Here is an 11822-nt window from a genome sequence, read left to right on the forward strand (position 1 = left end):
ACAGCCTTTGGCTGGCCGCAATCCTCTCGCCCTCTACCGCGCCGGAGGTACTGGCAAGCAGCGCCGCCGCTGCTATGATACAGCTGAATTTTAGCGGGATGGACGCGACATGGCACCGGATACGGGCACCCAGGCTTCGGCAATGACCGGCACGATGATCGATGGCAAGACGACGCCGCTCTATACCCTGCCGGCCCGCTGGTACCACGCCGATGATGTCTATGAGGCCGAACGCTGGTCGGTCTTCGCCGCCACCTGGCAATTCGCCTGCCGCGAGGCGGACCTGCCGCAGCCCGGCGACTACACCGCCATCATGGTCGCGGGCTTCAACATCTTCGTGCTGCGCGACCGCAATGGCGCCTTGAAGGCCTTCCACAATCTCTGCCCGCATCGCGCAGCACCGCTCTTTGCCGAAGGGACCGGCCATTGCGATGTGCTGCGCTGCCGCTATCACGGCTGGGCCTTCGACCATGACGGCAAGCTCAAGGCGGCACCCCATTTCGGCGAATGCGACTGGTTCAGGAAGGAGGAGCACGGCCTCAAGCCGGTGCGCCTCGATGCCTGGCGCGGCCTCGTCTTCGTCAATATCGACGGCAAGGCCGAACCGCTCGGCGATTACTTGAGCGACGTCGCCAGGCTGGTCGAACCCTATCCGATCGAAAGCTTCAATAAGCGCAGCGACGCCGACTTCGCCATCAAATGCAACTGGAAGACCTATACCGACAATTTCGTCGAAGGCTACCATATCCCCGGCATCCATCCGGGCCTCATCCAAGCCATCGATTTCAACGCCTTCGAAACCACCTATGCCAAGCATGTCGTCATCATGAAGGCGCCGCAGAAATCCGGCTCGATCTATGGCGGGCTGTGGCTGTGGATCTGGCCCAACATGACGCTCTCGGTCTATCCCGACGGCATGAACGCCTCGCGCATCGTGCCGCATGGGCCGCGCGCCACGACGCTCCATTACAGCTTCTATTTCCAGGATCTGTCGCCCTCACTCCTGCCGGCGCAGCAGAAGACCATCGACACCAATTGTGAGATCGTGCGCGAGGATTTCGGCATCTGCGAGCAATCCCAGGCCAATCTCGAAGCCGGCATCTACCAGCGCGGCCCCTTGAGCCCGCGCCACGAGATGGGCGTCAAATATTACCACGACGAAGTCCGCGCCGCCTTGAACTCGCAGGGAATCCGGGAGTAGCCGCCCCTCACCCCAACCCTCTCCCCGCTTTCGCGGGGCGAGGGAGTCTCGATCGAGCTGGCTACGAAGCCCCTCGCCCCTCCGCCGACGAAGGTCGGCATTCGCCTCCGGGGGGAGAGGGGTTGGGGTGAGGGGCCCTTCACACGCTTTCATCACATTTTCGTGTCTGCACTAGGCCGGCGGATTTTTCTGCGCCACATTCGGCGCATGCGCATACCGATCCTCGCTTTCGCTCTGCTGACACTCGCCGGCTGCGGCTACAATTCCGCAAGGCCCGGCGGCATCGATGAATCGGTGACCGCTGCCATCAGCGCCGAAGATGAGACCATCATCGTCGTCACCATCGACGATCCCCTGCCCGTCAAGGCGGCGCGCCTCATCGATCCCGACGGCCGGGTGACCGAGGCCTTCGCCATCGACCGCGACCGCCAGACCTATAGCGGCGGCAGCAGCGTGCGGCCCAATGTCGGTGTCGGCGTGGTGGGTGGCTCCAGCAGCGGTGTTTCCACCGGCATCGGCATCGGCTTCCCGATCTTTTCCTCGGATGGCGGCGGCGCCGTCCGCCGCATGACGCAAAGCCGCGTGCAACTGCGCATCGCCGACATCGCCGCCTATCGGCTGAACTGGCAGCGCTACGCCATCGCCGTCGATCTCGATGACGGCGTCAACCGCCGCTCCTTCCAGATGGTACCGCCCGCCCCGCGCTGAATCCCTACCCCCGGCTGGAGCTGCGCCGGCGCAGCAGGAACGGGCCGATGACGCAGGCGGCGGCGATGGCCAGCAGGGCGGCCGAGATCGGGTGCGTCACGAAGACGCTCATATCCCCTTGCGCGATGGCATAGGCGCGGCGGAACTGTTCTTCCGCCATCGGCCCCAGGATCAGGCCCACCACCAGCGGTGCCACCGGATATTCGAATTGCCGCATGGCAAAGCCGAGGAGGCCGATGCCCAGCAGCAGCCACAGATCGAACACCGAATTGTTGAGCGAATAAACGCCCAGCATCGACAAGACCAGGATGCCGCCATAGAGCAGCGGCCGCGGGATGAGCAGCAGCTTCGCCCACAATCCCACCAGCGGCAGGTTGAGCACCAGCAGCATGAGATTACCGAGATAGAGGCTGGCGATGAGCGCCCAGACCAGCGTGCTGTTGCTGGAAAAGAGCAGCGGCCCCGGCTGGATGCCATATTGCTGGAACGCCGCCAGCAGAATGGCGGCCGTGGCGGAGGTCGGCAGGCCGAAGGAGAGGAGCGGCACCAGCACACCCGCGACCGCCGCATTGTTGGCGGCTTCCGGCCCGGCCACGGCTTCGATGGCGCCCTGGCCGAATTCCTGCGGCCGTTTGGAAAGCCGCTTCTCGATGAGATAGGAGAGGAATGTCGGGATCTCCGTGCCCCCCGCCGGCAATGAGCCCAAGGGGAACCCCAGCGCCGTGCCGCGCAGCCACGGCTTCCACGACCTTGCCCAATCGCTTTTCGACATCCACAGGCTGCCGGTGACGCTGCTCAATTCCTCCGGCCGCCTTGCTTCGCGGAAAGCCACATGGAACGCCTCACCCAGCGCAAAGAGGCCGACCGCCACCACCACCACGTCGAGACCGTCGAGGAGCGGTAGCAGGCCGAAGGTGAAACGCGCCTGGCCGGTCTGCGCATCGATGCCGATGAGGCCGATGGCGAGGCCGATGAAGAGGGCGGTGAGGCCGCGCAGGATCGAACTCCCCAGCAAGGCCGAGACCGTGACGAAGGCCAGCACCATCAGGCTGAAATATTCCGCCGGCCCGAACAGCAGCGCGATCTTGACCATGATGGGGGAGAGAAAGCTCAACCCCACCGTGGCGATGGTGCCGGCAACGAAGGAGCCGATCGCCGCCGTGGCGAGGGCCGCCGCCGCCCGGCCCTTCTTAGCCATCATATGCCCGTCGATGGCGGTGACGATGGAGCCGGTCTCGCCCGGCACGTTGAGCAGGATCGAGGTGGTCGAGCTTCCATACATCGCCCCGTAATAAATGCCGCCGAAGATGATGAAGGCGGCGGTGGGGTCGAGGTGATAGGTCACCGGCAGCAGCAAGGCGATGGTGAGCGCCGGACCGATGCCGGGCAGCACGCCGATGGCTGTGCCCAAGGTGACGCCCAGCAGCGACCACAGGAGGTTGATGGGCGTGAAGGCCACCACGAAGCCTTGCATCAACCCGTTCAAGGTATCCATTGCGTCAATGTCCCCCGAGGATGAAGGCCAGTACGCCACTCGGCAAGGGCAGGCCGAGGCCCTTGGTAAAGCCGAAGAAAGCGATCAGCACGACGACAAGGCCGACCAGCGCGTCGCGGAGACTCCAGCGCCCGGCAAAGCCCCGGGCCGTCAGGATGAAGACGACCCAGGCCGCGGGAATGAAGCCGACGCTCTTATAGCCCAGCGCCCCGATGGCGAGGCTGGCGATGACCCACAACACCGTCGGCCAGTCGCCGGGCTCGGCAACGGCCTCCTCATCGCTCACCGGAATGAGGGCCCCTTCATGCGGCAGGCCCTGCCGCATCGCGCGCCAGCCTGACCAGGCATTGGCAACGCCCAGGATCACGAGCCCGCCGCCGATGAGAACAGGGAAAAGGCGCGGCCCCAGGCTGTCCTGGCCTGGCAATGCCGTGACGCCGAAGGTGACGATGCAGATACCGGCGCCCAGCGCCAGCAGGACAGCGCCGATGACGATGCCCTGCCAGCGTTGAAAGCTGCTCCCTATATCTGCCGGGGCTGAATCTCCCTGAGGATGGACCCCGCCCGGCTGATATTTGGGTGCTGTCACGAGACCAGACCGATTTCCTTCAGGACCGCCGTGACCCGCGTTTCCTCTTCCCCGAGATAGGCGGCAAAGGCATCGCCGGCCAGATACGTATCCATCCAGCCCTTGGTCTCCAGCGTCTTCTTCCAGCCGTCTGACTTCACCATCTGGTCGACGGCGTCGAGCAAGGCTGCCTTGTCGGCATCGGCCAGTTCACCGGCACCGAAGACGGCCCGCCAATTGGCGAGTTCGACGTCGAGGCCGGATTCCTTCAAGGTCGGCGCATCGAGCCCGGGCAGACGCTCGCCCGAGGAGATGGCGAGTGCGCGCAGCTCGCCGGCCTTGATCTGCGCTTCGAATTCGCCGAGGCCGCTGACGCCGCAGGTGACATGGCCGCCGACGATCGCCGCCAGCGCTTCGCCGCCGCCCGAGAAGGCGACGTAATTGAGCTTGGTGACATCGGCACCCGCCGCCTTGGCGATGAGGCCGGCAAGGATATGGTCGGTGCCGCCGGCCGAACCGCCGCCCCAGGAGACGGAACCGGTATCGGCCTTGAGCTTGGCCGCGAGATCGCCCATCGATTTGAGTTCCGAAGCGGCCGGCACGACGATCACTTCATATTCGCCGGTGAGGCGCGCCAGCGGCGTCACGTCCTTCAACGTGACCGGCGATTTGTTGGTGAGGATGGCGCCCAGCATGACGAGGCCGCCGACCAGCACCGCGCTGGCATCGCCCTTCCGATTGGCAAATTGCGCGAGACCCACCGTGCCGCCGGCACCGGCGACATTCTCAACCTGGACGGCGCTGACGATGCCAGCACCCTGCAGGACTTCCTGCATCGCGCGCGCCGTCTGGTCCCAGCCGCCGCCGGGCTTGGCCGGGGCGACGACAGTGAGGGATTCGAGGGCGGCATAGGCAGCGCTCGGCAGCAGCATGCCGCCCGTGAGCGTGCCGCCCCCGGCGGCGATGGCAACCAGGGCAGCACCGCCCTTGAGCATCTGGCGGCGTGAAAGATCGTTCATGACTTCCTCCCATCTGGATTGGCCTTTGGACAGCCTTTCCCCCCAACGGTCAGCCAAAGCGGCCATTGATTGGCGCATTTTTGCGGGCACTGCGCGACTCTCCCCAGCCGCACAACGCTTGCCCGAAAGCTGACAGGCTGGAGCGGGTGGGTCAATGCGCCGCAGCCCCTCCTTTGGTCTACCAGCGTCGCGTCGGAGCTTTTGCCGCCGCACCGCGCCTCAGAGCCGCATTGCCAGACTCGTCATTGCCAGACTCGTCTGGGTGGATGCCGCCTTGGCATGCACGCCGCCGGCAACGAGGCCGGTCAGCAGCAGGATGGCAAGGCCCAGTCGGGCCAGATTACGCAGCGTCATGGTGTGAATACTCCGGAAGATATCTACACAACCAATATTCATGCGCTCTCCGATATTCAACTATTATACATGCGTAATTGAGCGACAATATCTATCAGATCTGTGAATTCAGCTAACGCTCAGACGCCAATGCCCGCATAACTATTTATATTAATTCAGATATTTTACCTGCCTGAATGCATTTGCCATCCGGCGCATTCAACATTGAAAATATGCTAAACTTGGCCAGCCATTATTGTTCCGCAATTGTTCTTGACAATTGCCTAGGAATTTGATACTAGCTTACTGGTGCACACAGTCCCTCCGGTGCCCATCCGGAATCGCTCGGTTGTCTTCGGCGCAAGCCCCGGTCGGGGCGCAGGCCGACCATATCGCCTCCCTTCCACCGGGGGCAGCCTGGGCCGGTGGCTGCAACCGGCCTCCCGGATCGGCTGGATGAGCGATCCCCCGCGAGTCCCGGGTCACAGGACGCTCCCCTCGGGCCGCAGATGGATATGTCGGCCCCCGCTGGACCCGACGCGGTGACCGGGTTCCCCTCCTGGGACGGCAGGCAGCCGCCCACGTCGCGGCCGACACGAAACGGCCGCTTGCTGCCCGAGCGATTCCCGATGGGGATGGGAGAGGTGAGGTTGGTGTGAGGGGCCGCAAGTGACGGTTCTAACCGCCCAGCAACCCCCGCAGCCGATAAAGCTCCTCCAGCGCCGCGCGTGGGGTGAGTTCGTCGGGGTTGACCGCTTTCAGCCGTTCCTCGACCGCGCTCGATTTCGAGAGCGACGGCGCTGCCGGCGCTTGCACGGAGAAGAGCGGCAGATCGTCGACCAGCCGCGTGAGCGCCCCGGCCTGGTCGCCTTTTTCCAGCGTGGCCAGCACTTCCTCGGCGCGGTGGAGAGCGGCTGCCGGGAGACCGGCGAGCTTGGCCACATGAATGCCATAGGAGCGGTCGGCGGCGCCGGGGCCGATCTCATGCAGGAACTTCACTTCGCCCTGCCATTCCATCACCCGCATCGTATGCGGCTTCAGCGCGGAAAGGGTGCCGGCAAGATGCGTCAGCTCGTGGTAATGCGTCGCGAACAAGGCGCGGCAGCCATTCACTTCATGGATATGCTCCAGGCACGCCCAGGCGATGGAGAGGCCGTCGAAGGTCGCTGTCCCGCGCCCGATCTCGTCGAGGATCACCAGCGAGCGCGGTGTCGCGCGGTTGAGGATCGCCGCCGTCTCCACCATCTCGACCATGAAGGTCGAGCGGCCGCGCGCCAGATCGTCGGCGGCCCCCACACGGCTGAACAGCCGGTCGACGATGCCGATCCGGGCGGCCCTCGCCGGCACGAAACTCCCCATCTGCGCCAGGATGGCGATGAGCGCGTTCTGCCGCAGGAATGTCGACTTACCGGCCATGTTGGGACCGGTCACCAGCCACAGCCGCTTCTCCGGCGAGAGGTCGCAATCATTGGCGACGAAGCTGCCGCCTTGCGCGCGCAGCAGAGCCGCTTCCACCACCGGATGCCGCCCGGCTTGAATCACGAACTCGGCGCCGTCGTCGATCTCAGGGCGGACCCAATCGCCTTCGCGCGCCAGTTCGGCAAGCGCCGCACCGACATCGATGAGCGCCAGGGCACCGGCGGCCTTCGCGATCATCTCCTGCCGGCCGATCGTCTCGGCGACCAGATCCTCGAACAGGCGCTGCTCGAGGGCAATGGCGCGGTCGCCGGCATGGACGATCTTGCTTTCCAGTTCAGCCAGTTCCCCGGTCGAGAAGCGCATGGCATTGGCCATGCTCTGCCGGTGGATGTAGCGCGCGTCACCTTTGAGCTTGTCGGCATGGACGGGCGTCACCTCGATGTAATAGCCGATGACGTTGTTGTGCCGGATTTTAAGCGCCGGAATGCCGGTCTCGCTTTTGAGCCGCGCTTCCAGTTCCAGAATGAGGGTCCGCGAATCCTCGCGCAAGCTACGGTACTCATCGAGCTCGGCGTGATAGCCCCTGGCGATGAAACCGCCATCGCGCGTCAGCAGCGGCAGCTCTTCAGCGAGTGCGCGCCCGAGGCGGTCGACCAGCTCCGCGTGATGGCCAAGATCGGCATTGGCGCCCTGCAGCATTGCCGGCACCGGTGCCTGCTTTTCCGCAATCAGCGCCCGGAAATCCGCCGTCGCCTTGAGCCCGTCGCGGATGGCGGCAAGATCGCGCGGGCCACCGCGCCCCGCGGTCAGGCGCGACAGCGCCCGCTCCAGATCCGGCACGCGGCGCAGGGCCTCGCGCAACTGCCCGCGCAAATTATCTTCGCCAAACAGGTACTGGACCAGGTCGAGCCGCGCATTGACGGCCGCGACATCGGTGAGCGGCGCCGACAGCCAATCGGAGAGCAGACGCCCGCCCGCCCCCGTCAGGCTGCGGTCGATGGCCGCCAGCAGCGACCCCTGCCGCTCGCCGGTCAGGGACCGGATGAGCTCCAGATTCCTCCGCGTCGCCGCGTCGATCTCCATGAGCGCACCGTCGACCACTTGGCGGGGGGCCGACAGGCGCGGGATCTTGCCCTGCTGCGTGAGTTCGACATAGTCGAGGACAGCACCCGCCGCCGCCACTTCGGCGCGGGTGAAGCTGCCGAAGGCATCGAGCGTCGCCGTGCCGAGGAACCCGGTCAGGCGCTTCCTGGCGTTGTCGCTGTCGAAGCGCGCGGAGGGGAGCGGCGACAGGCGCTTCTTGTAATCGGCCAGGAACTCGAAGAGCTCGGCCCGCGCCAGCAGCCGGTCGGCGATGAGGATTTCCGTGGGATCGAGCCGCGCCATGGCGGCGGCCAGATCCCGCTCCGCGACCTTCTGCACGAAGAAGCTCCCCGTGGAGATATCGACCCAGGCAAGGCCCAACTCACCCCCCGCCTCGGTGACGGCGACGAGGAAATTGTGGCGCCTGGCATCGAGCAGCGAATCCTCGGTCAGCGTGCCAGGCGTCACGATGCGTGTGACGGCCCGCTTCACCACCGATTTCGAGCCGCGCTTCTTGGCTTCCGCCGGGTCCTCGACCTGCTCGCAAACCGCGACCTTGAAACCCTGGCGCACGAGCTTCGAGAGATAGGCCTCATGCGCATGCACCGGGACCCCGCACATGGGGATCTCCTCGCCGGCATGGCGCCCGCGCTTCGTGAGCGCGATGTCGAGGGCGGCCGCGGCCTTGACCGCATCCTCGAAGAACATCTCGTAGAAATCGCCCATCCGGTAGAACAGCAGCGCGTCGCTATGCTCGCGCTTGGCGGCGAGGTATTGCGCCATCATCGGCGTCGCATCCGCCGATTCGCGCGCCCAATGCGGGGTTTCAGGGGAAGGCTGATTATCCATGGGCCGCAGGCTTAGCACCGGGGGGCGGGATTCGCAAAGCCCCCTCACCCCAACCCCTCTCCCCCAAGGGGCGAGGGGCTTTGTGTCCAAGCTCGGTAAAAACTGCCTCTCCCCTTGCGGGAGAGGGTCGAGGTGAGGGGGAGCGCCTGATGGCTTCCTGAGAGCTAAGCAGCCTTCCGCCGCACGCGGTCGGCGAGGATCACGAGGAGGATGCCGGGAATGAAAACCACCGTGGCGATCGCCGGATAAAGCGGCGAGGACCCGGTGGCGATGCCGGAGAAGACGAAGGTGGGCAGGGTCCGCGTCGAGCCGGCCAGGCTGTAGGTGAGGTAGAAATTGCCCCAGCTCAGCAGGAAGGCGAAGATGCCGGCGGAGAAGATGCCCGGCCACAGCAGCGGCAGCGTCACATAGCGATAGACCTCGAAGGTGCCGGCGCCGCAATCCCGCGCCGCGTCTTCGAGGGTGCTGTCGAAATTGAACACCTGCACCGCCACGATCACCATGGCAAAGGGCGTGATGTAGACGATATGGCCGATGATCGCGGTGACGACGCCGGTATTGAAATTGAACGTCCGCCCCAGCACCGAGAACCACAGCAGCAGCACGATGCCCAGCAGCAATTGCGGGAAGGCAAGCGGTGCCGCACTCAATCCCGTGAAGGGAATGCGCCAGCGGAAGCGGTAGCGCACGGCGACGATGGCCGCGGCCGAACCGATCACGGTGGCAAAGAGGGTCGCCACCACGGCGATGACGGTCGAGTTCCACAGCGCATCGCGCGCCCCTGAATTCTCGAAGAGCGCCACATACCATTTCAGCGACACGCCCTCGAACGGCAAGGTCGGATAGCGTCCTTCCTGGAACGAGAAGGCAATGAGCGTGAAGATGGGCAAATAGAAGAAGATGAGCACGGCGGCCACGGAACCGTAGAGCAGCACATTGGCAAGCTGCGCCTCGCTCTTCGCGTTCATCCAGGGTGTCGGTGTGGGATAAGCCATGATTCAGACAGGCCCCATATGGCGCTTCAGCGAATAGACCCGGCTGAACAGCAGCACCACGAAGACCGCGACCGTCATCAGCACCAGCGTGAGTGCAGCACCCAGCGGCCAGTTGACGCGCGTCTCAAAGGTCTGGCGGATGAGTTCCGCCGACATCGGCGACTTGCCGCCGCCAAGGACCTTGGGCTCGAGGAACACGCCGACGGCCAAAAGGAAGATGAGGACCGAGGCGGCCCAGATGCCGGGCCGGGCCAGCGGCAGCGTCACTTCCCAGAAGGCGCGGAACTTGCTGGCGCCGGAATCATAGGCCGCGAGGATCAACGACCTGTCGATGGCGTCGATCGAGAGGTAGATGGTGAAGATGGCGAAGGAGAGCAGGTTATAGACCATGCCCAGCATGGTGGCCCAATCGGTGAAGAGGATGTTGACCGCGTCGCCCTCGAAGCCGAGGCCCCGCACCAGAAAATTGGCGGCCCCGTTCTTGTCGAGGAAGAGGACCCAGCCGAAGGTCTTCAAGGTGGCGTCGGTGAGGAAGGCGAAGGTGATCAGCACCTTCACATGATTCTGGAAGGCCCGGAGCCGCGTCGCCAGCGCATAGGCCACGGGAAAGGCGATGAGCAGGCAGAGGACAACGCAAGCGATCGCCATGAAGAGCGTGTGCGCTAGGATCGTCCAGTAATGCGGCTTGGTGAAGATGTCGGTCCAGGTTTCCAGCGACCAGGTCCAGGTCAGCTGGAAATTCTTGGTGCGCTGGAAGGTAAGCGCCACCGTCATGAGGAGCGGCGCCAGGAAGAAGCCGGTCTGCAGCAACACGCTGGGCAGCGCCTTCGCCACCAGCTCCGGATCGCGCCAGCTGCGTTCGATCTCGCCGCTCATGCTGCCGCCTTCTCGCGGAAGAGATAGATGTCGCGCTTTGGGAAGCCGAGGCGCAAGTTGTCGCCGATCTCCGCCGGCTGTTGCGAGGCGCCGGGCAGTTCGAAAATCAGCGGCGATCCGTCGGCCATGCTGGAGCGGAACTGCACCGTGCCGCCCTTGCAGAAGATTTCGGTGATCGTGACATCGACTGAGAACTCGGCCGCTTCGCGCGCGACCAGAGGGGTGAGCAATTCGGGCCGCACCATCAGCAACGCCGGGCCAGTGCCCAGGCCCGGCGCCACATAATTCGCCGGCACGCGCGGATCGGCCGCCTGGAGCCCCGGCGCTTCAATGACGGCGCCGCCGGCATCGTTCGACCGGATGTTGACGGGAATGAGATTGGTGTCGCCGATGAAGCCCGCCACGAAACTGTCGGCCGGTCGGTAATAGATGTCGTTGGGTCCACCCACCTGCAGGATCTCGCCCGCACGCATGACGCAGATGCGGTCGGCCAGCATGATGGCTTCTTCGAGATCATGCGTCACATGGACGAAGGTGACGCCGACGCTGCGGTGGAGGCGCTTCAGTTCCGCCTGGAGCACCTTCTTCAATTTCACATCGAGCGCCGAGAGCGGTTCATCCAGCAACAGCAATTTCGGTTCCGAGATCATCGAACGCGCCAGCGCCACGCGCTGCTGCTCGCCGCCCGAAAGCTGGCGCGGGAAGCGCGTGAGATATTCGCGCTTCAACTGCATAAGATCGATCATCTCATCGACGCGTTTGGCGATGATGGCGGGATCGACCTTCCGGAGCTTCAGCGGAAAGCCGATATTGTCGGCGACCGTCATGTGCGGGAACAGCGCCAGCTTCTGGAACACCATCGAGGTGGGCCGGGCCGCCGCCGGCACGCCCAGCATGGCTTGCCCGTCGATGACAAGGCTGCCGCTGTCCGGCTCCTCGAAACCGGCGATGTGTTTGAGGAGCGTGGTCTTGCCGCAACCCGATGGGCCGACGAGGGCGATGAACTCGCCTTGCGCCACGCTGAGCGACACACCCTTCAGCGCCTGATAGGCGCCGAAATTCTTCCGAAGGTCGCGGATTTCGAGGATCGTTTCGCCAGCCATTGTCGCCCGTTTCACAACGTTTCGTCATGGTCCGCGAAGGCGGACCACCCATGAGTTACTTTTTTAGTTGCCCGCAAATTCGTGGGTGGTCCGCCTTCGCGGACCATGACGAATAGGGACCGTTGAACAATAAACACCCCCGGACCGGCCGCAAAGGACCGAGATCCGGGGGC

General features: G+C 64.6%; 10 protein-coding genes. 2 read left to right on the top strand and 8 right to left on the bottom strand.

Features of this window, described 5'->3' with window-relative positions; genetic code table 11:
• The first annotated feature begins 109 nt into the window (after positions 1–109).
• Positions 110–1201: an aromatic ring-hydroxylating dioxygenase subunit alpha gene (locus tag ACE3OA_RS07690; RefSeq protein WP_374309643.1), complete on the top strand. Its 1092-nt coding sequence runs from the start codon at positions 110–112 to the stop codon at positions 1199–1201.
• 207 nt (positions 1202–1408) lie between these two features.
• The gene (locus tag ACE3OA_RS07695) at positions 1409–1909 is read left to right on the top strand and encodes a hypothetical protein (protein WP_374309645.1); all 501 of its coding nucleotides are present in this window, start codon (positions 1409–1411) and stop codon (positions 1907–1909) included.
• 4 nt (positions 1910–1913) lie between these two features.
• Here ACE3OA_RS07695 and ACE3OA_RS07700 read toward each other — a convergent pair whose 3' ends face one another.
• The 8 genes from ACE3OA_RS07700 to ACE3OA_RS07735 all read right to left on the bottom strand — a co-directional run bounded on the left by ACE3OA_RS07700 (position 1914) and on the right by ACE3OA_RS07735 (position 11649).
• Positions 1914–3404 carry a tripartite tricarboxylate transporter permease gene (locus ACE3OA_RS07700; RefSeq protein ID WP_374309647.1) on the bottom strand — a complete coding sequence of 497 codons (1491 nt, stop codon included), beginning with the start codon at positions 3402–3404 and terminating at the stop codon, positions 1914–1916.
• Between the two features lie 4 nt (positions 3405–3408).
• Entirely contained in the window at positions 3409–3993 is a 585-nt protein-coding gene (locus ACE3OA_RS07705; protein ID WP_374309649.1) for a tripartite tricarboxylate transporter TctB family protein, read from the bottom strand.
• Entirely contained in the window at positions 3990–4991 is a 1002-nt protein-coding gene (locus ACE3OA_RS07710; protein WP_374309651.1) for a Bug family tripartite tricarboxylate transporter substrate binding protein, read from the bottom strand. The genes ACE3OA_RS07705 and ACE3OA_RS07710 overlap by 4 nt, the downstream gene beginning before the upstream one ends.
• 219 nt (positions 4992–5210) lie before the next feature.
• Positions 5211–5345 carry a hypothetical protein gene (locus tag ACE3OA_RS07715; protein WP_374309653.1) on the bottom strand — a complete coding sequence of 45 codons (135 nt, stop codon included), beginning with the start codon at positions 5343–5345 and terminating at the stop codon, positions 5211–5213.
• Between the two features lie 657 nt (positions 5346–6002).
• Positions 6003–8675 (bottom strand): DNA mismatch repair protein MutS, encoded by a 2673-nt coding sequence (gene mutS, locus ACE3OA_RS07720; RefSeq protein WP_374309655.1) that lies wholly within the window; start codon positions 8673–8675, stop codon positions 6003–6005.
• Between the two features lie 164 nt (positions 8676–8839).
• Positions 8840–9670, bottom strand: coding sequence for an ABC transporter permease (locus ACE3OA_RS07725; protein ID WP_374309657.1), 831 nt, complete (start codon positions 9668–9670; stop codon positions 8840–8842).
• 3 nt (positions 9671–9673) lie between these two features.
• Complete coding sequence (locus ACE3OA_RS07730; RefSeq protein ID WP_374309659.1) at positions 9674–10546, bottom strand: ABC transporter permease; 873 nt, start codon at positions 10544–10546, stop codon at positions 9674–9676.
• Positions 10543–11649 (bottom strand): ABC transporter ATP-binding protein, encoded by a 1107-nt coding sequence (locus ACE3OA_RS07735; RefSeq protein WP_374309661.1) that lies wholly within the window; start codon positions 11647–11649, stop codon positions 10543–10545. The genes ACE3OA_RS07730 and ACE3OA_RS07735 overlap by 4 nt, the downstream gene beginning before the upstream one ends.
• Between the last annotated feature and the right edge of the window lie 173 nt (positions 11650–11822).

Origin of the sequence: Dongia sp., assembly GCF_041906375.1 — a bacterium.
In the GTDB taxonomy this organism is placed as follows: domain Bacteria; phylum Pseudomonadota; class Alphaproteobacteria; order Dongiales; family Dongiaceae; genus Dongia.